Origin of the sequence: Micromonospora sp. NPDC048842 (assembly GCF_040649935.1) — a bacterium.
Taxonomy (GTDB): Bacteria; Actinomycetota; Actinomycetes; order Mycobacteriales; family Micromonosporaceae; genus Micromonospora; species Micromonospora hortensis.
Genome location: NZ_JBEZGK010000009.1, coordinates 144,324 through 164,028, shown reverse-complemented (window position 1 = coordinate 164,028; position 19,705 = coordinate 144,324). Strand labels below are relative to the sequence as shown.

Annotated in this window: 25 protein-coding genes and 1 pseudogene; 16 read left to right on the top strand and 10 right to left on the bottom strand. The window is 69.7% G+C overall.

Features of this window, described 5'->3' with window-relative positions:
• Window positions 1–59: 59 nt before the first annotated feature.
• From AB0C19_RS15600 to AB0C19_RS15590, 3 genes are all read left to right on the top strand, one after another.
• Window positions 60–743: an SDR family NAD(P)-dependent oxidoreductase gene (locus tag AB0C19_RS15600; protein ID WP_357185045.1), complete on the top strand. Its 684-nt coding sequence runs from the start codon at window positions 60–62 to the stop codon at window positions 741–743.
• A gap of 61 nt (window positions 744–804) precedes the next feature.
• The gene (locus AB0C19_RS15595) at window positions 805–1,029 is read left to right on the top strand and encodes a hypothetical protein (protein ID WP_357185042.1); all 225 of its coding nucleotides are present in this window, start codon (window positions 805–807) and stop codon (window positions 1,027–1,029) included.
• A 49-nt stretch (window positions 1,030–1,078) separates the two neighbouring features.
• The gene (locus AB0C19_RS15590; protein WP_091405645.1) at window positions 1,079–1,273 is read left to right on the top strand and encodes a hypothetical protein; all 195 of its coding nucleotides are present in this window, start codon (window positions 1,079–1,081) and stop codon (window positions 1,271–1,273) included.
• Between the two features lie 56 nt (window positions 1,274–1,329).
• On the opposite strand, the gene AB0C19_RS15585 is transcribed toward AB0C19_RS15590, so the two are convergent.
• The 3 genes from AB0C19_RS15585 to AB0C19_RS15575 are packed head-to-tail and all read right to left on the bottom strand — an operon-like array spanning window position 1,330 to window position 2,602.
• Window positions 1,330–1,872: a DUF1360 domain-containing protein gene (locus AB0C19_RS15585; protein ID WP_124858679.1), complete on the bottom strand. Its 543-nt coding sequence runs from the start codon at window positions 1,870–1,872 to the stop codon at window positions 1,330–1,332.
• A 53-nt stretch (window positions 1,873–1,925) separates the two neighbouring features.
• The gene (locus AB0C19_RS15580; RefSeq protein ID WP_357185038.1) at window positions 1,926–2,264 is read right to left on the bottom strand and encodes an SRPBCC family protein; all 339 of its coding nucleotides are present in this window, start codon (window positions 2,262–2,264) and stop codon (window positions 1,926–1,928) included.
• Window positions 2,264–2,602, bottom strand: coding sequence for a DUF6158 family protein (locus AB0C19_RS15575; protein WP_357185035.1), 339 nt, complete (start codon window positions 2,600–2,602; stop codon window positions 2,264–2,266). Before AB0C19_RS15575 ends, AB0C19_RS15580 begins: the two co-directional genes overlap by 1 nt.
• Window positions 2,603–2,736: 134 nt before the next feature.
• Between AB0C19_RS15575 and AB0C19_RS15570 the strand changes: the two genes are divergently transcribed.
• Both AB0C19_RS15570 and AB0C19_RS15565 read left to right on the top strand, forming a co-directional pair.
• Window positions 2,737–3,159 carry a hypothetical protein gene (locus tag AB0C19_RS15570; protein ID WP_357185030.1) on the top strand — a complete coding sequence of 141 codons (423 nt, stop codon included), beginning with the start codon at window positions 2,737–2,739 and terminating at the stop codon, window positions 3,157–3,159.
• Between the two features lie 25 nt (window positions 3,160–3,184).
• Window positions 3,185–3,514: a DUF3817 domain-containing protein gene (locus AB0C19_RS15565; protein WP_357185028.1), complete on the top strand. Its 330-nt coding sequence runs from the start codon at window positions 3,185–3,187 to the stop codon at window positions 3,512–3,514.
• A 51-nt stretch (window positions 3,515–3,565) separates the two neighbouring features.
• Here the strand turns inward: AB0C19_RS15565 and AB0C19_RS15560 are convergent, their stop codons facing one another.
• On the bottom strand, window positions 3,566–4,087 hold the full coding sequence (locus AB0C19_RS15560) for a DUF6232 family protein (RefSeq protein WP_357185025.1): 522 nt from the start codon (window positions 4,085–4,087) through the stop codon (window positions 3,566–3,568).
• 498 nt (window positions 4,088–4,585) lie between these two features.
• On the opposite strand from AB0C19_RS15560, the gene AB0C19_RS15555 reads away from it, so the two are divergent.
• Window positions 4,586–5,563 carry an NlpC/P60 family protein gene (locus AB0C19_RS15555; RefSeq protein ID WP_357185023.1) on the top strand — a complete coding sequence of 326 codons (978 nt, stop codon included), beginning with the start codon at window positions 4,586–4,588 and terminating at the stop codon, window positions 5,561–5,563.
• A gap of 72 nt (window positions 5,564–5,635) precedes the next feature.
• Here AB0C19_RS15555 and AB0C19_RS15550 read toward each other — a convergent pair whose 3' ends face one another.
• The 4 genes from AB0C19_RS15550 to AB0C19_RS15535 form a co-directional block, all read right to left on the bottom strand.
• Entirely contained in the window at window positions 5,636–6,625 is a 990-nt protein-coding gene (locus AB0C19_RS15550; RefSeq protein ID WP_091405669.1) for a sigma-70 family RNA polymerase sigma factor, read from the bottom strand.
• Window positions 6,626–7,002: 377 nt separating this feature from the next.
• The gene (gene murQ, locus AB0C19_RS15545) at window positions 7,003–7,944 is read right to left on the bottom strand and encodes an N-acetylmuramic acid 6-phosphate etherase (RefSeq protein ID WP_210784546.1); all 942 of its coding nucleotides are present in this window, start codon (window positions 7,942–7,944) and stop codon (window positions 7,003–7,005) included.
• Window positions 7,941–8,855, bottom strand: a complete 915-nt coding sequence (locus tag AB0C19_RS15540; protein ID WP_357185019.1) for a MurR/RpiR family transcriptional regulator — start codon at window positions 8,853–8,855, stop codon at window positions 7,941–7,943. Before AB0C19_RS15540 ends, murQ begins: the two co-directional genes overlap by 4 nt.
• A gap of 76 nt (window positions 8,856–8,931) precedes the next feature.
• The gene (locus AB0C19_RS15535; protein WP_357185015.1) at window positions 8,932–9,948 is read right to left on the bottom strand and encodes an NAD-dependent epimerase/dehydratase family protein; all 1,017 of its coding nucleotides are present in this window, start codon (window positions 9,946–9,948) and stop codon (window positions 8,932–8,934) included.
• A 160-nt stretch (window positions 9,949–10,108) separates the two neighbouring features.
• Here AB0C19_RS15535 and AB0C19_RS15530 point away from each other — a divergent pair, with 160 nt between their 5' ends.
• The gene (locus tag AB0C19_RS15530; protein ID WP_357185012.1) at window positions 10,109–10,801 is read left to right on the top strand and encodes an SDR family NAD(P)-dependent oxidoreductase; all 693 of its coding nucleotides are present in this window, start codon (window positions 10,109–10,111) and stop codon (window positions 10,799–10,801) included.
• Here the strand turns inward: AB0C19_RS15530 and AB0C19_RS15525 are convergent.
• Complete coding sequence (locus AB0C19_RS15525; protein WP_357185281.1) at window positions 10,786–11,457, bottom strand: thymidylate kinase; 672 nt, start codon at window positions 11,455–11,457, stop codon at window positions 10,786–10,788. The two genes, AB0C19_RS15530 and AB0C19_RS15525, sit on opposite strands and share 16 nt — an antisense overlap.
• Window positions 11,458–11,636: 179 nt before the next feature.
• Between AB0C19_RS15525 and AB0C19_RS15520 the strand changes: the two are divergent.
• The 5 genes and pseudogenes from AB0C19_RS15520 to AB0C19_RS15500 all read left to right on the top strand — a co-directional run.
• Window positions 11,637–12,224 (top strand): annotated as a pseudogene (locus AB0C19_RS15520) (nucleotidyltransferase); the annotation flags it as partial.
• Window positions 12,221–12,496, top strand: coding sequence for a hypothetical protein (locus AB0C19_RS15515; protein WP_357185009.1), 276 nt, complete (start codon window positions 12,221–12,223; stop codon window positions 12,494–12,496). The pseudogene AB0C19_RS15520 and the gene AB0C19_RS15515, both read left to right, overlap by 4 nt.
• Before the next feature lie 10 nt (window positions 12,497–12,506).
• A complete protein-coding gene (locus tag AB0C19_RS15510; RefSeq protein ID WP_357185006.1) occupies window positions 12,507–13,283 on the top strand; it encodes a metallophosphoesterase in 777 nt (258 codons plus the stop codon).
• The gene (locus tag AB0C19_RS15505) at window positions 13,274–13,417 is read left to right on the top strand and encodes a GPGG-motif small membrane protein (RefSeq protein ID WP_007464364.1); all 144 of its coding nucleotides are present in this window, start codon (window positions 13,274–13,276) and stop codon (window positions 13,415–13,417) included. The genes AB0C19_RS15510 and AB0C19_RS15505 overlap by 10 nt, the downstream gene beginning before the upstream one ends.
• 172 nt (window positions 13,418–13,589) lie before the next feature.
• A complete protein-coding gene (locus AB0C19_RS15500) occupies window positions 13,590–14,084 on the top strand; it encodes a TspO/MBR family protein (protein WP_357185003.1) in 495 nt (164 codons plus the stop codon).
• 45 nt (window positions 14,085–14,129) lie between these two features.
• On the opposite strand, the gene AB0C19_RS15495 is transcribed toward AB0C19_RS15500, so the two are convergent.
• Entirely contained in the window at window positions 14,130–14,903 is a 774-nt protein-coding gene (locus AB0C19_RS15495) for a peptidoglycan DD-metalloendopeptidase family protein (RefSeq protein WP_357185000.1), read from the bottom strand.
• 250 nt (window positions 14,904–15,153) lie between these two features.
• Between AB0C19_RS15495 and AB0C19_RS15490 the strand changes: the two genes are divergently transcribed.
• The 4 genes from AB0C19_RS15490 to AB0C19_RS15475 all read left to right on the top strand — a co-directional run bounded on the left by AB0C19_RS15490 (window position 15,154) and on the right by AB0C19_RS15475 (window position 19,703).
• Complete coding sequence (locus tag AB0C19_RS15490) at window positions 15,154–16,500, top strand: ABC transporter substrate-binding protein (protein ID WP_238684499.1); 1,347 nt, start codon at window positions 15,154–15,156, stop codon at window positions 16,498–16,500.
• Between the two features lie 71 nt (window positions 16,501–16,571).
• Window positions 16,572–17,618, top strand: a complete 1,047-nt coding sequence (locus AB0C19_RS15485) for a sugar ABC transporter permease (protein ID WP_357184996.1) — start codon at window positions 16,572–16,574, stop codon at window positions 17,616–17,618.
• Between the two features lies 1 nt (window position 17,619).
• Window positions 17,620–18,588 (top strand): carbohydrate ABC transporter permease, encoded by a 969-nt coding sequence (locus AB0C19_RS15480; protein WP_357184993.1) that lies wholly within the window; start codon window positions 17,620–17,622, stop codon window positions 18,586–18,588.
• Between the two features lie 68 nt (window positions 18,589–18,656).
• Complete coding sequence (locus AB0C19_RS15475; protein ID WP_357184989.1) at window positions 18,657–19,703, top strand: LacI family DNA-binding transcriptional regulator; 1,047 nt, start codon at window positions 18,657–18,659, stop codon at window positions 19,701–19,703.
• The last annotated feature ends 2 nt before the right edge of the window (window positions 19,704–19,705 follow it).

The following is a 19,705-nucleotide window of genomic DNA, read 5'->3' as shown; positions in this document are numbered from 1 at the left end:
AGACCCCGGTCCCAAGAGGGCTCCGGGTACGCCGAACTGCCGTGGTTAGCGTTCGGGACATGACCGTCACACTGATCACCGGAGCCAACAAGGGCATTGGCTTCGAGACCGCCAGACAGCTTCTGGAGTTGGGGCACGAGGTCTACATCGGCGCGCGGAATGTCGAGCGGGGCGAGCAGGCCGCCGCGGCGCTCGGAGCGCGATTCGTCCAGCTCGACGTCACCGACGACGCGTCAGTGCGCACCGCACTGGCGACTGTCGACTCGGCCGAGGGCCGACTCGACGTCCTGGTGCACAACGCGGGCATTCTGGAGACCGAGCTCGACGGCCCTGCCGCGCTGCGATCCTTCGACACCAACGCGGTGGGAATCGTGCGCGTCACCGAGGCGGCGCTGCCCCTGCTTCGCAAGTCGTCGAATCCCACAGTCGTCACCATCTCCAGCAGCGCCGGATCGTTCTGGGCGGTGAACAACCCTGAGCGGCCTGAGTTCGGCATGTCGCTCGCGTTGTACTCGGCGTCCAAGTCCGCGGCCACCATGTTGACCGTGCAGTACGCCAAGTCACAGCCGGGCATCAAGTTCAACGCCCTCGAACCGGGCCCCACCGCCACCGACATGACCGCCGCCTTCGGCATCGGGCGACCGGTAGAGGAGAGCGCCCGACAGGTCGTACGCCTGGCGACCCTGGAGCCGACCGGGCCGACAGGGACCTTCCAGGACGAAGCAGGGGAACTGCCCTGGTGAGTCCCGTACGTCGGCCATCGGCGTGACGTTTGACCGATTCCGCCCCGGGTAGCTGATCGATGTGACCGACGACGCATCAGTGGCCGGTGAGCCGGATACCCAGGCCCTCGACGACCTGCTCGACGACATTTTCCGGGCGCAGGAGCGGGTCACACAGGCGGAGATCTATCGCCGGGCGGTGGCCGCCGAGATTCCGCCGGACCTGCTCGCCCGCATCGACGCGCTTCCCGAGGGCGAGTACGCGGTGGACGAGGCCAGCGACCTGCTGGGCGGTTCCGTCGGCTGAGCGACCTGGGCGGCACCATCGCGTGAATGACCGCAGGAGGGACACCGACATGACGCACCACGAGGACCACGACGAGAAGGTGCCGGCGCTGGGTCAGCCCCCGAAGGGCAGGGACACCACGCCCGAGCCGGACTTCGCCAACGAGCACGACCGCACGGCGGTGGATCGGGACATCATCACCGGGGCGGACGAGGACGAACGGGAGCCGGAGTCGCCACACGGTTGGTCCGGCATGCAACGTTGAGGCGTACGAGAAAGGGGGGCCGGTGTCTACCGGCCCCCCTTCTCGCGTCCTGCTCGTCAGTCGTCGTCCTGATGCCCACCCTCGGCGGCCTGCTGAGCCGTCGCGTACGCCATCTGGAGGAAGTCGGACGCGGCGACCGCCGTCAGCGCGGTGGCCACCAGGCGGGTGAGCCGGGGCGCGAGCACCAGGCCACCGGTCAACCCGGTGGCCACCCAGACCGCCAAGCAGAACGGGCAGCTCAGCAGCTCGCCGATGGCGTGCCGGGTGGGGCTGCCCGAGTCACGCACCTGCTCCATCACCTCGCCGCTGCCGATCGGACGGTCGTAGCGGGTGAACGGCGCCCGCAACGGGCTGGTCACCGCGTCCTTGGACAGCAACCGGCTCAGCTTGTGCGTGGCGATGGAGAGCAGCACCACGTCGGACGGCGCGGGACGCTCCGGCACCGGGCGGCCGGTCGCCTTGACCAGGCCGGCGAGAGCCCCTGTCACCCCGGCGTAGGCGCCCATCGCCACCAGGTAGCCGCCGAGCGGCCGGTGCTCGTGCGGCGCGTACGCCCGGCGCAGCCGGGCCGCCTTCTGTCGCAGGCCAGTGTCGCTCACCCGATCTCCTCAACTGTGGTGGTGGTGCGGGAACGGCGTCCCGCGCGGCCGGCTCAGCCGGCCTGGAGGTTGTCGGCGACCTCGCGTGCCAGGTTGGTGAGCGCCTCGTCGGCCAACTGGTCCGGACCGGGCCCGCCGGACCCGTCGGCCAGGTCGAGCTGGATCCGGGCGCCGCCGGAATCGGCCGGCTCCACCCGGATCTCGGCGGACCAGTCGTCGGCGTCGCCGTCGCCCCAGCGGGCGCGAAGCTCCTCGCCGCTGATCTCCGCGGCGGGGCTGCCGTCGCCGCGCAGCGGCTCCGGCAGCCAGGCCGAGGCACGGTCGGGGTCGGTGGCCGTGCTGAAGACCACCTCGGGTGGCGCGGACATGCCGCGCACGGCGCGCGCCGACATCACGCGCCCCGCAGGCGGCTGGGATCGACCTCGCGACCCGGGTGGCGGGCCAGGTACTCGGTCTCCAGCTCTGCCGTGCGCCGCAGGTGGTTCGCGAGTGCGGAGTCCGCCGCGTGCCGCAGGGTGTCCAGGCGGGTCCGGTGCAGGCTGTGCATCTCGCGGATCAGGTCCTCGTCGGTCAGCTCCGTCGGGTCGATGCCGAGCAGGTCGCCGTCGAGGCCTGGAGCGCCGGCCGGGTCGGCGAGCTGATCGCCGCCCCACTCGGGCACCCGCTGCTCCGGGCTCATATCCGCACTGCCGCTGGACGCGAAGCCGTCCTCACGTACCGATCCGGTCATGATCGCCCCCCTTGATCTCGTGTGGGCTGGCGTCTAGACGATTGCCCAGGCGTGGTGATGCCAAACCAAGCCGGGGAGGCGACGACTACGACACGGTGTCGGAGACCGGAAGCGCCCCCGGTACCCTCAATGTCATGAGGCGGCTCTGGACCCCGGCGTGGATCGCACGCCACGTGGCCATGGTCGTGCTGGTCGTGGGCTTCCTCGGGTTGGGCTGGTGGCAGATCAGCCGGGCCACCGCCGGCAACAGCCTGAGCTGGGGGTACGCGGTCGAGTGGCCGATCTTCGCCGGCTTCGTGGTCTACGTCTGGTGGCGTGAGGTGAAGCTGGCCCGCCGCAGGGCGGCGGAGGCCGACGCGCCGCCCGCTGATCCGGCCGTCGAGCCCGCCCCGGCGGTCACCACCGGATCCCGACCAGCGGTACGCCGCCCGGTGCGGGTGTCCCGGGTGCCGGCCACCGGCGATGTCGTCGAGGACACCGACCTGGCCGCCTACAACCACTACCTGTCATGGTTGAACGCCAATCCGGGCGCCCGGCCCGGTGACTATCCCGGCTGAGCCGGGCTCGGAAGGACGGACGAAGGTGGGCGCTGCCCTTACCCGGTACCGCGTGATCGCCTGGATCGTGGGCGTGGTGCTGATCCTGCTAGTCGTGATCGGCATGCCGCTGAAGTACGCGTTCGACAACCCGGTCGTCGTGGAGACCATCGGGCCGGCGCACGGCTTCCTCTACATGATCTACCTGGTGGCCGCGTTCGACCTGAGCCGCCGAGCCGACTGGCCGCTGAAGCGGATGCTGCTGGTGATGCTGGCCGGCACGGTGCCGTTCGTCTCGTTCTACGCCGAACGGCGGGTCAGCGCCTGGGTGGCGGCACCGCAGGAGGCACGGGCTCCGGAGCCGGTCGCCCGCTGAGCTTGCTGAACGGCCGGTGGGCCAACCCGGCTCCGGCCCACCGCCGTCGGGTCATCGGTTGGGCCGCCACGGGTCCGCGGAGGCGAGCGGGTCGACCCAACTGCCGTAGCGGTTGACCTCCCGGGCCCGCAGCAGCGACCGGGTGACCTGGCCGAACTGCCGTTCGTCCTCGGCGCTGAACAGCAGCACCTCCGAGCCCTGGTACCACCCCCACAGTTCGTGCGGCGGTGGGCGCCAGCGATCGCCGACCAGGGCGAGAGCGGCCGGGAGCAGGAGCACCGCGCCGAGGATCAGGTACGCCCCGGCGGTGAGGCGGTGCAGACCGCCGGTGAAGCCGAGAAGCACCCCCACACCGCCGAGCATGCTGGCGGTGATGACCACGGCCCGGACGGCGATCCGGTCGTGCGGACCCCGGGTGGTACGCAGATGGGTCAGGTCGGCGACCCGGTAACTGTTCCGACCGACGGTGAACCGGTCGACGGTCACGATGATGCCGGGCCGCGCGTACAGCAGGGTCGACCGGGCACCCGGCACCGTTCGCGGCGGTCGCGTCTTTGCGCCTTCACGATTCACGGTTCCTCCCGAAGGGGACGGTTGGCCGAGTGGATCCGTCGGCGATTCATCGCTGCCTGTCGACGGGATTCCCGGCTCGGACTTCATTGTGTTGGGCCGCCGCCAGTCGACCTGGGCATTTACCGGGTCTCGACAGCTCGCCACGACCGGGTGACATCGCCGCGAAACAGCATCCATTTCATCTTTTATCGGTTATGGCGACCAGGAATCTGGCGGCATACGCCCGGAACGACGAAGGTCGCATATCCGTCAGTAGGTCGCTAAAAGGGCGATGTTCCCTCGTTGGCAGGCGTCATCAGCCACCATGGCGCCACCCAGCCCAGTAGCCCGACCCGCAACTCACCCAACTTTCGCCACTGCTTCAACTGCGAGCGACATCCGTCCCGGGTTAGGTTGGGCGAGCCGGTCCGGCCCAGTGCCGTCCGCCCGGATGGCCCCGGCCGGTGTCGTCGAGGGCGTCAGCAGCTCCGGCGGCCGTGGGAGAGGGGCCTTTCGCTCTTGTCATCCCTGAGAAATCTGCTGCGCACCGTGGCGCTGGTCGGCATGTCGGCCGCGCTTATCGCCCCGACGGCGGTGGCCCAGGCCGAGCCGTCCCCCGCCGACCTGACCCGCCGGATCGAGACGTCCTCGGCCGAGTTGGAGCGGGTCGTCGAGTCGTACAACAAGTTGCGTGAGGAGATCAAGACAAACGAGGCCGCCGTGGCCCGATTACAGACCCGCATCGGCCCGCTCGAACAGCAGGTTGAGCAGAGCCGGGCCGACGTGGCGGAGCTCGCGTCCACCGCGTACAAGAGTGGCGGCCTGCGCACCGCGGACGCTCTGCTGCGCCCGGGCGGCTCGGCCGCACTGCTGGACCGGCTCGGCGCGATCGAGCAGTTGACCCGCCAGCGGCAGGAGCGCATCTCCGGCTTCACGGCCGACCAGCAGCGGCTGCTCGACGAGAAGGCCCGACTGGGCGCGACCTTGACCCGGCAGGCCGCACAGGCTCGTCAGCTCGCCGCGGGTAAGAAGCAGATCGAGCAGGACCTGGCCAAGCTGTACGAGCTGCGCCGGCAGGCGTACGGGGCCGCCACCGAGCGACCCGAGCCCAAGGCGGCGACGACCGAGGCCAAGAACGTGCCCGCCGTGTCCGGTGCCGCCGGCACAGCGGTGCGTTACGCGTTCGGCGCGATCGGCAAGCCGTACGTCTGGGCTGCCGACGGGCCGAACGGCTACGACTGTTCCGGCCTGACCTCGGCGGCCTGGCGGGCGGCCGGGAAGTCCCTGCCGCACAACACCAGGATGCAGTGGGGCGCTGTCGCCCACATCGGGCGGGGCGAGCTACGCCCCGGCGACCTGGTCTTCTACAGCGGGCTCGGGCACGTCGCCCTCTACGTGGGCGACGGTCAGGTGATCGACGCGCCCAGCGCCGGTCGCAACGTGCTCAAGCGTGGCATGAACATGATGTCCATCCAGGGTTACGGCCGGGTGCGCTAACCACTATCGGAAACGGCGAACGGCCGGCGTCCCCCTATCGGACGCCGGCCGTTCGCCGTTATTACTACCAGCTCAGGCTGCTTGCAGCCCCTCCGCCCGAGCCAGCTCGCGGAGCCGGCCGAGGGCCTGGATCTCCAGCTGCCGGATCCGCTCGCGGGACAGCGAGAACCGGGACGCGACCTCGGTGAGCGAGTGCTCCCGGCCGTCCTCCAGCCCGTAGCGGGCCCGCATGATGCCGGCGGACCGGTCGTCGAGGTGATTGAGCAGCCCCTCGATGCGCTGCCGCTCCAGGCCGCTGAGGACGATGTCCTCCGGCGATGGCGCGTCACTGTCGGCGACCAGGTCACCGAGGTTCGTGTCGCCGTCGTCGCCCACCGGGGTGTCCAGCGAAACGGTGTCCTGCGACCAGCGGCGCAGCTCGTTCACCCGCTCGACGGTGACGCCGAGGGCGTTGGCGATCTGCTCCGGCTCCGGGTCGCTGCCCAACTCACGGGTCAACTGCCGGGCCACGTTGCGCATCCGGTTGACGTCCTCCACCAGGTGCACAGGCAGACGGACGGTGCGCTCCTGCTGGGCGATCGCCCGGCTGATCGCCTGGCGGATCCACCAGGTGGCGTAGGTGGAGAACTTGTAGCCGCGCTCGTAGTCGAACTTCTCGACCGCCCGGACGAGGCCGGTGTTGCCCTCCTGGATCAGGTCCAGCATGGGCATCCCCGAGCGCACGTAGCGCCGGGCGATCGACACGACCAGTCGGAGGTTGGCGCGAATGAAGAGGTCCTTCGCCCGCTCGCCCTCGACGACCAGCCACTCCAGGTCGGCCCGGTCGACACCGGCGGGAACGGCTTCCTCACCGAGCAGGTGCTCGGCGTAGAGGCCGGCCTCGATCGCCTTGGAGAGATCGACCTCCTTGGCGGCGTCCAGCAGTGGCGTCCGGGAGATCTCGTGCAGGTAGACGCCGACCAGGTCGCGCTCCTCGGCAACCTCGTCGGTTCGCATGCCGATGTTCTTGTCCACGTTGCCCACGGTCCCCTCGCTCGCGCCGGTTGCCCGGTTCCTTGCCATTCCCCACACCTGTCAGCCCCTGGTAACTTCTGCTGTGCCGATCGGTGCTGACACCTACACAACAGATGAGACGTGTCGGGGATTCCTCGTCGTGAGTCGAAAGTGTCACGAATGCCTGAGTAGTAGCTGAGAGCACGGTCCATGTTTGCTGTCAGCACCCCATCGGGTGGCTCGCCACTGGGCACCACGTACGGGTTACCGCACCATGGCAACACCGCCCGCCGTGGGGGCACAGCGACCCGGGTCACCACCGCGATGCGATCCTGGTCACTGCCAGATACGCACCCGTGGACCGGTCGGTTCATTCACGGGGGTGTTATTACCCCCCGGCCAGATGAACAATCCGAGGGCGCGTTCGCTTCCCGGCGCGAGTGGCGCTAGGAGGCGAGCAGGGCGAGAGCGCCGCGCACCTGGTCGGCCGAGCGGGCCAGCGCGGCCCGGGCGGCGTCGATCTCGGCGCCCGAGACGAGGGCAACGAGCGCCGTCTTCAGGTCCCCGTCGGCCTCGGTGAGAGCCTGCCGGGAGAGCTCCTCCGAGCAACCGGTGGCCTCGACCAGAATCGAGATCATTCGACCACGGAGTTTCGCGTTGGTGGCCACCATATCGATCATGAGGTTCGAGTAGACCCGACCCAGGCGCACCATGACGGCGGTCGAGAACGTGTTGAGCACCAATTTCTGCGCTGTGCCCGCCTTCATCCGGGTCGACCCGGTGACCACCTCGGGTCCGGTGTCCACCCCGATGAACACGTCGACCGACCGGGCGGCCTCCGCCTCCGGATTGGCGCAGAGCAGCACCGTCGAGGCGCCCTTGGCGCGGGCCGCGGCAAGCGCCCCGAGGACGTACGGGGTGCGTCCGCTGGCCGCCAGACCAACCACCAGGTCCCCGGCCCGTACACAACTGGCCGCTTCGACAGCGCCGCCCCGGTCGTCGTCCTCGGCGTCCTCGACGGCCCGCCACATGGCGTCCGGGCCTCCCGCGAGGTGCGCGCAGAACCAGTGTCGGGGCGAGTTGAAGGTGGGGGCCAGTTCGGCCGCGTCGAGCACGCCCAGTCGGCCGGAGGTGCCGGCCCCGAAGTAGTGCACCCGGTGACCGCCGCGTAGCGCCGCGACCGCCAGGTCGACGGTGGTGGCGATCTCGTCGAGCACCGCGGCGACCGCCGCGGGCACCCGCCGGTCGGCCTCGTTGATCACGGTGAGCACGTCCCGGGTCGACATCAGGTCGAGGTCGACGCTGAGCGGGTTACGCCGTTCGGTGGGGGCACCCACCCGGACCGTGGGGCGAGCGGGCCGTGCGGGCATCTCCGCACCGGCCGTCATCCCCGCCTCCGGTTGGCACCCACCCGGTGCGACTGGACCGCCTCGGCGGTCGCCTCCAGGGCCTTGCGGGCTCGGGCCCGGTTGCGGGCGGCCACCCCGACGAAGAGGCAGTCGACCACTGTGAGCTGGGCCAACCGGCTGGCCGTCGCGCCGGAGCGGTAGGTGGTCTCCCGGGCCGCCGTGGTCAACACGAAGTCCGCCACGTCGGTGATCGGCGAGCGCGGGAAGTTGGTCAGCGCCACTGTCGCGGCACCGCGGGTACGGGCCTGCTCCAGCACCTCGATCACGTCGGAGGTGGTGCCGGTGTGCGAGATGCCGATCGCCACGTCGCCCCGGCCCAGGAGGGCGGCCGAGGTCAGCGCGGTGTGCACGTCCGGGAAGTAGAAGGCGATCCGGCCGATGCGGTGCAGCTTCTGTTGGAAGTCCGAGGCGACGAACCCGCTGGCGCCGGCGCCGTAGATGTCGATCCGAGCGGCACCACTGATCGCCTCGACCACCTGCTCGCAGACGGCGGGGTCGAGTTGCTCGGCGGTCTCCTCGACGGCACGGGCGTCGTTGAACGCGATGGTGGCGATGATCTGGGCGAGGTCGGCACCGGGCGGGATGTCACCGCCCACCACTCGGGCGTCTGGCGGCTCGATCCGGCGGGCGGCCTCGGCGGCGAGGCGGATGCGCAGCTGGGGGTAACCGTCCATGCCGACCGAACGGCAGAACCGGATGACTGTCGCCTCGGATGTCTCGGCCGCGGTGGCGAGGTCGGTGATTGTCCGCCGGGCGGCGGCCGCCGGGTCGGAAACGACCAGCCGGGCGACCCGCTGCTCGGCGGGCGACAGCGATGGCAACAGCCCGCTGATGTGGACGATCAGCCCACCGGGCTCGTGACTCGCAGAAATCTTCGGACTCTTCGCCACGGGTGAAACTTACTTTCACCAAGCGTGAGCGTCAACTATGACTGTCCGAGGTGGGGGGAAACTTCGATCGCCGGGATCACCGGTCCCGCACAGCCTGCCACTTCCCCAGGATCGCCGCCTCATCCGCCGGGTCCAGTCCACCATGCCGGACGGCCGCCGGGTGTGCGGCCATCCAGGACGCGGTCGCCCGAACGGTGTCGACCAGAGGACGGACCGTCAGACCCGCCTCCAGGGCAGGTCGGACGTCCCGGTCCATCAGGCCGGCGGTCTCCGGCAGCCGCACCCAGAGCGGCAGCGCCCGCTCCCCCGACCACTCGCGCACGTCCTGGGACAGCAGGAAATCCTGGTCAACCCAGGTGAAGGTCGGATCGGCGATGCCCAGCCCGGCGGCCACCCCGGCCAACATCTCGGCTCGGGACATCGTCGGACCGGTGCCGTCGTACGTGCCGCCGAGGCGGGTGCCGGCGGCGTGCAGCAACCAACGGGCCAGATCGGCGACGTCCACGAACTGCACCCGATCAGTCGGGTGCCCGGGGGCCAGCACCTCGCCACCGGCCGACAGCCGCCGCACCCAGTACGGGAAACGGTCGCTCGGATCCTCCGCACCGACGATCAGGCCCGCCCGGCAGATGAACGAACGGTCCACGCCCACCCGCTCCCGGACCAACTCCTCGATGCTCACCTTGCACTCGCCGTACCAGCGGTGGTCCGGGCCGATCGGCCCGTCCACGTCCGGCGGGGCCGGAGCCAGGATCGGCGCGTCCGCAGCGGTCTGGCCCGGGGTGGTGTCGTCCGCGTACACCGAGATCGTCGACACGAACGACCAGTGGCCGACGTGGTCGGCGAGCGCGGCCAGCGCGTGCCGGGCGTGGCTGATCTGGCGGGTCACGTCGACCACGACGTCGAAGCCCGCGGCGGCGAGCGGAACGAGCGAGTCGGGATCATCGCGGTCGGCCACCACGAAGCGCACCCCGTCCGGCACGGCGCCGGACACACCCCGGGCCGCGCAGGTCACCTCGTGACCCTGCTCAAGGGCGAGCCGGGCCGTCGCCCGGCCGAGGAACTTGGTGCCACCGAGAATGAGGATCCGCATCCGCCGATCCTGCGCCCTCAAGGCTCGAACGACCCCACCAATCTGCCCACGGCAGACCGCGATCATGAAGTTGTCACCACTCGGATCGGCGTGTCACGCCAACAACTTCATGATCGACGGAGGGGCCCGAAGGAGGCGTGGGGGCACTAGCGTGGGGCGTATGGGACAGGGCAGCGTTCTGGTTACCGGGGGGTTCGGGGGGCTTGGCGGGGCGGTCGTCACCGCGTTCGTCGAGGCGGGCTGGCGGGTGGTCGTACCGGAGCGGAAAGCCCGGCCCGGGTCGGGGCCGGCGGCGGCCGGACTGGTCCGGGTAGTCGCGGACCTGGGCGAGCCGGCGGGCGCGGCGCAGGCGGTCGAGGCCGCGTCCGGCGAACGGGCGGCGCCGCTGCGCGCGGTGGTCAACCTCGTCGGGGGGTACGCCAGCGGCGGGTTGGTGCACGAGACCCCGGTCGAGGAGTTCGAGCGGATGATCACCGTCAACCTGCGGCCGACCTACCTGGTCACCCAGGCCGCGCTTCCGCACCTGGTGTCGTCCGGCGGCGGCTCGGTGGTCTGCGTCTCGGCCCGCGCGGCGGTCACCCCCTTCCGCGGCGCGGCCGGCTACTCGACGGCCAAGGCGGCGGTGCTGGCCTTCGCCAACGCAGTCGCTGTGGAGTACCGGTCGCAGAACGTGCGCTGCAACACAGTGCTGCCCAGCGTCATCGACACCCCGGCGAACCGGGCCGCCCAGCCCGACGCCGACCATTCCCGCTGGGTGACCCCGGCCGAGATCGCGCCGGTGATCCGATTCCTCGCGTCGGCCGATTCCGCCCCGACCAGTGGTGCCACAGTGCCGGTCTACGGGCGGGCCTGAGCCACCACCACCGGGCCGACGTCCTCTCCACCCGAGGCGGACGGCGGTAGCCAGGTCTCCAGGTGCGCCTGGATCTGCTCGGTCACCTCCTCGGCCGGGCGGCCCGCGTCCACCAGCACGAAGCTGGGGTACTCGGGCAGTGCCCGGTAGGCGGTGTCGGCTGCGGTCAGCCACCCCATCGTCTCGTGGTCGGTGCCGCGTTCCTCGATGCGCCGGTACGCCTCCGCCGGGTCGACGGCGAGCAGGAAGGTCACCTGCGGCGTCGGGAACAGCCGGTAGCCGGCCCGGGCGAGCCGCTCCCAGCGCTGCCCGCCGTGGGCCCGGATGCTCGCGTACTGGCAGGCCGAGTAGCGGTCCATCACCGCCGTCCGGCCGGTGAGCAGACAGCTGATCAGGGCGATGGCGATGGCCAGCCAGCGCAGCACCGACTCCACGGCCAGCACGCCGTCGCGACCGACGAGCCGTTGCGCGTCCGGCCGGCCGAGGCGTTGGGCGAGCCGGCCGAGCCAGCGGCGGCCACTGGCGTTGCGGCGGTAGGTGGCGGGGCGTCCGGCGGCGGTCAGCGCGTCGGCCAGCCGGTGTGCCTGTGTGGTCTTGCCCGAACCGTCGATCCCGATCAGGGCGACGGTGCGCAATCGGGCCTTGCGTCGTCGCATCCCCGATGATCTGGCCACTCTCCACAGGTTATCCGACCCACGCACCTGGTCCGCGAGGTTTGTGGTGCTTCATCCCTGTTGACGCCCGACCGAGACACCAGCAGGTGTGGACGACCGGAATGCCGGGTACCGGAGTTTGAAATCCAACCGCCGGTCCACCAACACGACGACGGAGGAACCAGATGGCTGAGCGCGGAGACGAGAGTCTGGTGCACACCCTCAAGAAGGTCGCCGCCGTGCTCAAGCAGTCCGAGATTCCGTTCGCCCTGGGCGGCAGCTTCGCGGTCTACGCCCACGGAGGCCACTCCAGCGATCACGACGTCGACTTCCTGATCCGGGAGGCCGACGTGGAAGCGGCACTGGAAGCCCTGGTGGCCGCCGGCTTCGTCGCCGAGCGTCCACCGGAGGACTGGCTGGTGAAGGTCTTCGACGACGGCCGGATGGTGGACCTGATCCACCGGCCGATCGAGACGCCGGTCACCGAGGAGACGTTCGCCGACACCGTCATCCGACCGGTGGACGCGATTCGCATGCCGGTGCTGTCAGCGAGCCAGCTGATGGTGCACAAACTGCTCAGCTTCTCCCAGCACTACTGCGACTTCGCCCGCGGTCTGCCACTGGCCCGCTCGTTGCGGGAGCAGATCGACTGGGAACGGGTACGCAAGGAGACGCAGCACTCGCCGTACGCCGAGGCGTTCCTGGTGCTGCTGGACCGGCTGGAGGTGGTGCCGGCCGCCGGCACCCAGCCAGGAGAGGGGACATCGTGACCCACCATCGCGACATCGGCGCCGGGCCACCGGACGAGTACGTCGAGGCGGAGATCCAACGGTTGCTCGTCGAGGACCCCGCCGTCGCCGAACAGGGGATCACAGTGGTTCGACGGGAACGCTCCCTCGTGCTCCACGGCGAGGTGGAGAGTCCGCACCGGCGGGAGGAGATCCTGCGTCGGGTGTCGGAGCGCTTCCCGGACGTGCCGATCACCAACGACATCGGGGTGATCCGCGTCGAAGCGCCCACGGAGATCGAGCAACTGCCCTGAGGGAGGTTCCATGGTGATCCGGATTGCCGCTGTGGGCGACGTGCATCTGGACGAGGACGTGGTCGGCCGGTTCCGACCGGCGCTGGAGGAGCTGCCGGAGTGCGCCGATGTGCTGTTGCTGGCCGGGGACCTGACCCGGCACGGCACCGAGGCCGAGGCGCGCTGCGTGGCGGAGGAGTTCGGCGGGTTGGCCGTACCGGTGGTGACAGTGCTGGGCAACCACGACCACCAGTGTGACCAGGTGCCACAGGTGGTCAAGGTGCTGGAGGACGCGGGCATCACAGTGCTGGAGGGCAACGGCGTCGTGCTGGACTGCGCGGGTGGCCGGCTCGGCATCGCCGGCGTCAAGGGCTTCGGCGGCGGGTTCGCCGGTCGGTGCGCCAGTGACTTCGGCGAGCCGGAGATGAAGTCCTTCGTACGGACCACCACCGACAGCGCGGACCGTCTCGGTGCGGCGCTGCGCTCACTGGACTGCGACATGCTGGTAGCACTCACCCACTACTCGCCGGTGCCGGACACGCTGGTCGGCGAGCCGTTGGAGATCTACCCCTTCCTGGGGTCGTACCAGTTGGGGCAGGCGATCGACTCGGCACCCACGGCGCTGGCCGTGCACGGGCACGCGCACGCCGGCACCGAGCGCGGCACGACCCCCGGCGGGGTACGCGTCCGCAACGTCGCGCACCCGGTGATCAAGCAGGCGTACAGCGTCTTTCACGTTGGCGATCAACTCGACACCGACCAGGTTTCCCCGATCGGCCAGTCGGGTAGTCAGAGGTCATGGAGCTGATTCTCTGGATTCTCGCAGTCGTACTCGTGGTCGCCGGCATCCTCGCGCTGTTCCGCCGGCAGATCCTGTGGGGCATCGTCCTCATCGTCGTCGGGCTGTTGGTCGGCCCGGGTGGTGTCAGCATCTTCAATTAACGCTCATACGCCTTAACTCCGGGACCCGCCGGGGTCGCCGCGACCGACGCTTCGTCCTCCCGACAGAAGCACCGGCCGTGGCGATCCCGGCGCTTTTTCGTGGCCGGCCGGCCCCGTGAACCGTCCTCCCGCTCGGCGGTTTGAGCAGACCTCGAGAGGAAATATCTCGACCATGGAGATATCTCAGGACGCGCCGGTGACCTCCGGGCGGCGAGCGTGGTGGGCCCTCGCCGGTTTCGCGGCGGCGGTCTTCGTGGCGGCCGCGATTGGCGGGCTGGGCGTGCAGGGCACCACCGAGGAGTACGCGAACCTGCGGCAGCCCGGCTGGGCCCCGCCCTCGTGGCTCTTCGGCCCGGTCTGGTCGCTGCTCTACGCGCTGATCGCGGTGGCCGGCTGGCTGGTGTGGCGGCGGGTCGGCTTCTCCCCCGCCCTCTGGGCGTGGACCGCCCAACTGGTGCTCAACGCGATCTGGACCCCGCTGTTCTTCGGCGCGGGGCAGTACGGGCTGGCGTTCGCCGAGATCGTGCTGATGTGGCTGGCGATCGGGCTCACAGTGGTGCTGTTCGCCCGGGTGTCCCGGGTGGCGGCGGCGCTGATGCTGCCGTACTGGGCCTGGGTCACCTTCGCCGCCGCGCTGAACCTGTCGATCTGGCAGCTGAACAACTGACCGACCGGTCCCCGGCGGCGGTGGCCGCCGGGGACCGTGGCCGGATCAGCAGCGGGGCACGCCGGGGATGTAGCCGTCGGAGCCGGTGTACACGTACGCGTCGGCGATGTAGCGGCCGGAACCGATCCGGTCCCAGATCGAGCTGGTGCCGTACGTGCCGGTGACACTGGTGCCGCTGGTCTGGCAGGCGATGGTCACCCGGGTGCCGTCGGCGACGGTGCCCACCGAGGCGTACCCGGTGCCGGGGCCGGAGCGGACGGTCAGCGGCGTGCCGCTGGTGTCGACGGTGCCGTTGCCGCTGCCCGAGGAGCACCCGTTGTTACTGGTGTAGCTCTTGGTGCCCCAGTACAGCGCGAGGGTGCCGTTGAAGCGGACCTGGATGTCGGCACCGTTGAGGCGCTGCTCGTAGTGCAGGTGGGGGCCTGTCGATCCGCCGGTGCTGCCGACCCAGCCGAGCACCTTGCCGTACCCGACCGTCTGCCCGACCGAGACGTTGAAGCCGTTGAGGTGGGCGTAGTAGGTGCTGTAACCGCCGCCGTGGTTGATCCGGACGTACTTGCCGTAGCTGGTGCCGCCGAGGTCGGTCACCCGGTCGACAGTGCCCGGGGCGCTGGCGACCACCGGGTCGCCGAGATCGTCGGTGCGGTTGAAGTCGACGGCGTACGCCGGGCTGTGGTCCGACCGGGTCTGCCCGGACCAGGACTGGCCGCACGGGAACGGCACCTTGAAGGTCGGCGCGGCCAGGGCCGGGGTCGCCGGCACCAGCGCTCCCCCGACGAAGAGACCCGTCACCAGCAGGCTGATCCACCGCTTTCGCATACAGCTCCTCCTATGTCGAAAACCTTCGATCCGGTGTGCTCAGCCTGACAGATATCGTCAATCTTCGAAAGAGTCCCCAGCTTGTCCCGGGAGCGTGCCCACCAGGCAGCCCGCAGGTTTCCGGATTGTTACTCGCTCGTGTCTGACAGGGGGTGGACCGGGCCGGATGCAAGCGCTTACATGTGTGCACGCCCAATCGGACCGGCGACGGGTCACCAGCACGACCGCGCCGGCTAGGAAGGAGGACGGCATGGCGGTCTTTACCAGACCACGCCAGGCCTTCGTGATCGCCGGTGTAATCGGGCTGGCGCTCAGCGCCACCGCCTGCGGTACCGGCGACGACAAGAAGAGCAGCAAAGCGGGCTCCGCGGAGTGCGCCGCATACGACAAGTACCAGGGCCACGACGGCAAGAAGGTCTCCATCTACGCGTCCATCCGTGACGCCGAGGCCGACCTGCTGGAGCGGTCGTGGTCGCAGTTCACCGAGTGCACCGGCATCGAGATCGACTACGAGGGCAGCGGCGAGTTCGAGGCGCAGCTCCCCGTCCGGGTCGACGGTGGCAACGCCCCCGACATCGCCTTCGTGCCGCAGCCGGGCCTGGTGAAGCGTTTCGCGGACGCCGGCAAGCTGAAGTCCCTCGGTGCCGACACCAAGGCCCTCGCCGAGCAGAACATGCCGGCCGACTGGCTGAAGTACGGCACCGTGAACGGGACGCTCTACGGCGTGCCGCTCGGCGCCAACGTGAAGTCCTTCGTCTGGTACTCGCCGAAGACGTTCAAGGAGAAGGGCTGGGAGGTTCCGACCACCTGGGACCAGCTCATCGCCCTGAGCGACAAGATCGCCGCCAGCGGCACGAAGCCGTGGTGCGCGGGCGTCGAGTCCGGTGACGCCACCGGCTGGCCGGCCACCGACTGGATCGAGGACGTGGTCCTGCGTACGCAGGGTCCCGAGGTCTACGACCAGTGGACCACCCACGCCATCCCGTTCAACGACCCGAAGATCGTCGACGCGGTCGACCGCGCCGGCAGCATCCTCAAGAACGACAAGTACATGAACGGCGGCTTCGGCGGCGTCAAGAGCATCACCACCACCGCCTTCCAGGAGGCGGGCCTGCCGGTGACCACCGGCAAGTGCGCGATGCACCGACAGGCGTCGTTCTACGCCAACCAGTTCCCCGAGGGCACCAAGGTGGCCGAGGACGGCGACGCGTTCGCCTTCTACTTCCCGGCCATCGACCCGTCCAAGGGCAAGCCGGTTCTGGGCGCGGGCGAGTTCGTCGTCGGCTACGCCGACCGTCCCGAGGTCCAGGCCGTGCAGACCTACCTCGTCTCGGCGGAGTACGTGAACAGCCGCGCGAAGCTCGGCAACTGGGTCACGGCGAACAACAAGCTGGACATCGCCAACGTCGCCAGCCCGATCGACAAGCTCTCCGTCCAGATCCTCCAGGACAAGACGGGCACCTTCCGCTTCGACGGATCCGACCTGATGCCGGCCGGCGTCGGCGCGGGAACGTTCTGGAAGGGCATGGTCGAGTGGCTGAACGGCAAGGCGACCGCCCCGGTGCTCCAGGGCATCGAGAGCAGCTGGCCTAAGTGATCCCCGACGGTGGCCCGGTCCGCTGACGCGGGCCGGGCCACCGGCCGAGGTGGACCCGGAAGGGAGGGTTGATGGAGTTCGACTTCGCCGATCAGCAGCCGAAGCTCCTCATGCTGATGTACGGGCTGGTTGCCTTCGTGCTGGTGGTGGGTGGTCTCCTACTGCTGCTCGACGTGGTACCGGCCTGGTTCGCCCGGCGACGGGAGGCGCAGCTCGTCGCCGCCTCGACGAGTGGTGCTCCACTTCCCCGTCGGATCAAGCAGCGGGAGGGGATCTTCGCGCTCTTCTTCCTGCTGCCGACGCTGTTGCTGCTCACCATCGGTCTGGTCGTGCCGGCCATCCGCACCCTGCTGCTCTCCCTGATGAACAGGACCAGCACCGAATGGGTGGGGTTGGAAAACTTCGGCTGGATGTTCTCCGACGACGCGATCGTCCGGGTCCTGATCAACACCCTGATCTGGGTGCTCCTGGTCCCGCTGGTCGCGACCGGATTCGGCCTGATCTACGCCGTACTGGTGGACAAGGCCCGGTTCGAGGCCGTGGCCAAGTCACTGATCTTCCTGCCGATGGCCATCTCCTTCGTCGGCGCCAGCATCATCTGGAAGTTCGTCTACGCCTACCGAGGTGAGGGCGACCAGATCGGTCTGCTCAACCAGATCGTGGTCAGCCTGGGCGGTGAGCCCAAGCAGTGGCTGCTCGAATCGCCGCTCAACACGCTGCTGCTGATCGTCATCATGGTCTGGATCCAGGCCGGCTTCGCCATGGTGGTGCTATCCGCCGCGATCAAGGCGATCCCCGGTGACATCGTCGAAGCCGCCCGGCTCGACGGGGTCAGCCCGTGGCAGATGTTCTGGCAGATCACCATGCCGAGCATCCGACCGGCGCTGATCGTCGTGATGGTGACCCTCACGATCGCCACGCTCAAGGTCTTCGACATCGTCCGAACCTCGACGAACGGCAACTACGACACCAGCGTGATCGCCAACGAGATGTACAACCAGGCGTTCCGGTACAGCGAGAACGGGCGGGGTTCCGCGCTCGCGGTCTTCCTCTTCATCCTGGTCATCCCGGTCGTGATCTACCAGATCCGTAACCTCCGTCAACAGCGGGAGGGCTGAGATGACCACCGCAACGCCCACCGTCGCCGCCGGCACCCAGAAGACCGACGGCACCCCGACCAGCGCGGCCGGGCGGGTCCGCAAGCGGCTGAACAGCCGCACCGCGACGCTCGTCTCGATCGTCATCGCGGTGGTCTGGACCATCCCGACCTTCGGCCTGCTCGTCTCCTCCCTCCGCCCGGAGGACGAGATCAAGACCACCGGCTGGTGGACGGCCTTCACCAACCCGCAGTTCACCTTCGAGAACTACGAGCAGGTCCTGTTCGGGCGTTCGGCGTCCTCCGGGCAGCTCGCCGGCTCGTTCATCAACTCGCTGGCGATCACCATCCCGTCGGTGCTCTTCCCGCTCGCCTTCGCGTGCCTCGCCGCGTACGCGCTCGCGTGGATCAACTTCCGCGGCCGGGACTGGGTCTACATCGCGATCTTCGCGTTGCAGATCGTGCCGTTGCAGATGGCCCTGGTGCCGCTGCTGAGGTTCTTCTCCACCGGGGTCACCCTCGGCGGCGTCACGCTGATGCCGGCCTGGGACCTGGTCGACGAGCAGAAGTTCGCCCAGGTGTGGTTCGCCCACACCTGCTTCGCGCTTCCGTTCGCCGTCTTCCTGCTGCACAACTTCATCTCGCAACTGCCGGGGGACCTGATGGAGGCGGCCCGGGTCGACGGGGCCACCCACCCGAAGATCTTCCGCACCATCGTGCTGCCGCTGATCACCCCGGCGCTGGCGGCGTTCGGCATCTTCCAGTTCCTCTGGGTCTGGAACGACCTGCTGGTCGCGTTGATCTTCGCGGGCGGCAGCGACGAGACCGCTCCGCTCACCGTCCGGCTCGCCGAGATGGCCGGCACCCGAGGCAACGAGTGGCAGCGCCTGACGGCCGGTGCGTTCGTCAGCATCGTCATACCGCTCATCGTGTTCCTGTCCCTGCAGCGCTTCTTCGTGCGAGGTCTGCTCGCCGGCAGCGTCAAGGGCTGACCGCGCGTCCGCCGCCGCCTGGCCCCTCGGGCGGCGGCGGACGCTCCGGGCACCGAGCGGGGGAAACCGTGACGAGGATCGATGATGTGGCCCGGCTGGCCGGAGTGTCCACGGCCACCGTCTCGCGGGCGCTGCGCGGACTACCGACGGTTTCGGCCGCCACTCGGCGCCGGGTACTCGCCGCCGCCGAGCAACTGGACTACGAGGTCTCGCCGAGCGCATCCCGGCTCGCCGGCGGCCGGACCGGCACTGTCGCAGTGGTTGTCCCCCGGATCACCCGCTGGTTCTTCAGCACCGTCGTCGAGGCGGTCGAGGAGTACCTCCACCAGTCCGGCTACGACCTGCTGCTCTACAACCTGGGCGGCCGGGAGCAGGTCCGCCAGCGGGTCCTGCGGACTGCCAACCTGCACAAGCGGGTGGACGCCATGATGCTGGTCGCCACACCGCTGCGTCCGGCCGACCTGACCGCGCTGGCCACGCTGGAACTGCCCGGCGTCACCATCAGCTCGGGCAGCAGGGTGCCCAACTGGCCGTGCGTACGGATCGACGACGTGGCGGCCGCGCGAGTCGCGACCAAGCATCTGATCGACCTCGGCCACCACCGGATCGCCCACATCTCCGGTGACCCGGACGACGAGTTGGCCTTCACCACCCACCTCGACCGACGCCGGGGTTACCAGGCGGCGCTGCGCTCCGCCGGCCTGCGACCCGACCCCACCCTGGACATCGAGTCCACCTTCACCATCGACGGCGGCAACCGGGCCACCGCCGAGCTGCTGGCCCGCGGCGAGCCACCGACAGCTATCGTCGCCGCCTGCGACGAGATGGCGATGGGCGCGATGACCGCCCTGCGCGACGTCGGACTGCGGGTTCCGCAGGACGTCAGCGTGGTCGGCATCGACGACCACGACCTGGCCGGTGTGCTCGGGCTCAGCACCGTCGCCCAGCCCGCCGCCGAGCAGGGTCGGCTGGCCGCCCAGATGCTGCTCGACCCGCTCGGGGCCCGACCGCCCGGCCCCATCGTCAGTCAACGGGGTGCCGATTGCGACACTCCGGTGGTCCTGCCCACTCGGTTGGTGGTCCGGGACTCGACCGCACCGCCCCGGGCACACTGAAA

What these genes read in the sequence shown, in the direction of transcription:
- AB0C19_RS15505 (WP_007464364.1), top strand. Translation starts at nt 13,274, where the DNA reads ATGGAGCTGATTCTCTGGATTCTCGCAGTCGTACTCGTGGTCGCCGGC.
- AB0C19_RS15490 (WP_238684499.1), top strand. Translation starts at nt 15,154, where the DNA reads ATGGCGGTCTTTACCAGACCACGCCAGGCCTTCGTGATCGCCGGTGTA.
- AB0C19_RS15580 (WP_357185038.1), bottom strand. Translation starts at nt 2,264, where the DNA reads ATGTCGGCGCGCGCCGTGCGCGGCATGTCCGCGCCACCCGAGGTGGTC.
- AB0C19_RS15535 (WP_357185015.1), bottom strand. Translation starts at nt 9,948, where the DNA reads ATGCGGATCCTCATTCTCGGTGGCACCAAGTTCCTCGGCCGGGCGACG.
- AB0C19_RS15525 (WP_357185281.1), bottom strand. Translation starts at nt 11,457, where the DNA reads ATGCGACGACGCAAGGCCCGATTGCGCACCGTCGCCCTGATCGGGATC.
- AB0C19_RS15495 (WP_357185000.1), bottom strand. Translation starts at nt 14,903, where the DNA reads ATGCGAAAGCGGTGGATCAGCCTGCTGGTGACGGGTCTCTTCGTCGGG.
- AB0C19_RS15550 (WP_091405669.1), bottom strand. Translation starts at nt 6,625, where the DNA reads ATGGCAAGGAACCGGGCAACCGGCGCGAGCGAGGGGACCGTGGGCAAC.
- AB0C19_RS15575 (WP_357185035.1), bottom strand. Translation starts at nt 2,602, where the DNA reads ATGACCGGATCGGTACGTGAGGACGGCTTCGCGTCCAGCGGCAGTGCG.
- murQ (WP_210784546.1), bottom strand. Translation starts at nt 7,944, where the DNA reads ATGACGGCCGGTGCGGAGATGCCCGCACGGCCCGCTCGCCCCACGGTC.
- AB0C19_RS15590 (WP_091405645.1), top strand. Translation starts at nt 1,079, where the DNA reads ATGACGCACCACGAGGACCACGACGAGAAGGTGCCGGCGCTGGGTCAG.
- AB0C19_RS15480 (WP_357184993.1), top strand. Translation starts at nt 17,620, where the DNA reads ATGACCACCGCAACGCCCACCGTCGCCGCCGGCACCCAGAAGACCGAC.
- AB0C19_RS15600 (WP_357185045.1), top strand. Translation starts at nt 60, where the DNA reads ATGACCGTCACACTGATCACCGGAGCCAACAAGGGCATTGGCTTCGAG.
- AB0C19_RS15485 (WP_357184996.1), top strand. Translation starts at nt 16,572, where the DNA reads ATGGAGTTCGACTTCGCCGATCAGCAGCCGAAGCTCCTCATGCTGATG.
- AB0C19_RS15500 (WP_357185003.1), top strand. Translation starts at nt 13,590, where the DNA reads ATGGAGATATCTCAGGACGCGCCGGTGACCTCCGGGCGGCGAGCGTGG.
- AB0C19_RS15530 (WP_357185012.1), top strand. Translation starts at nt 10,109, where the DNA reads ATGGGACAGGGCAGCGTTCTGGTTACCGGGGGGTTCGGGGGGCTTGGC.
- AB0C19_RS15510 (WP_357185006.1), top strand. Translation starts at nt 12,507, where the DNA reads ATGGTGATCCGGATTGCCGCTGTGGGCGACGTGCATCTGGACGAGGAC.
- AB0C19_RS15570 (WP_357185030.1), top strand. Translation starts at nt 2,737, where the DNA reads ATGAGGCGGCTCTGGACCCCGGCGTGGATCGCACGCCACGTGGCCATG.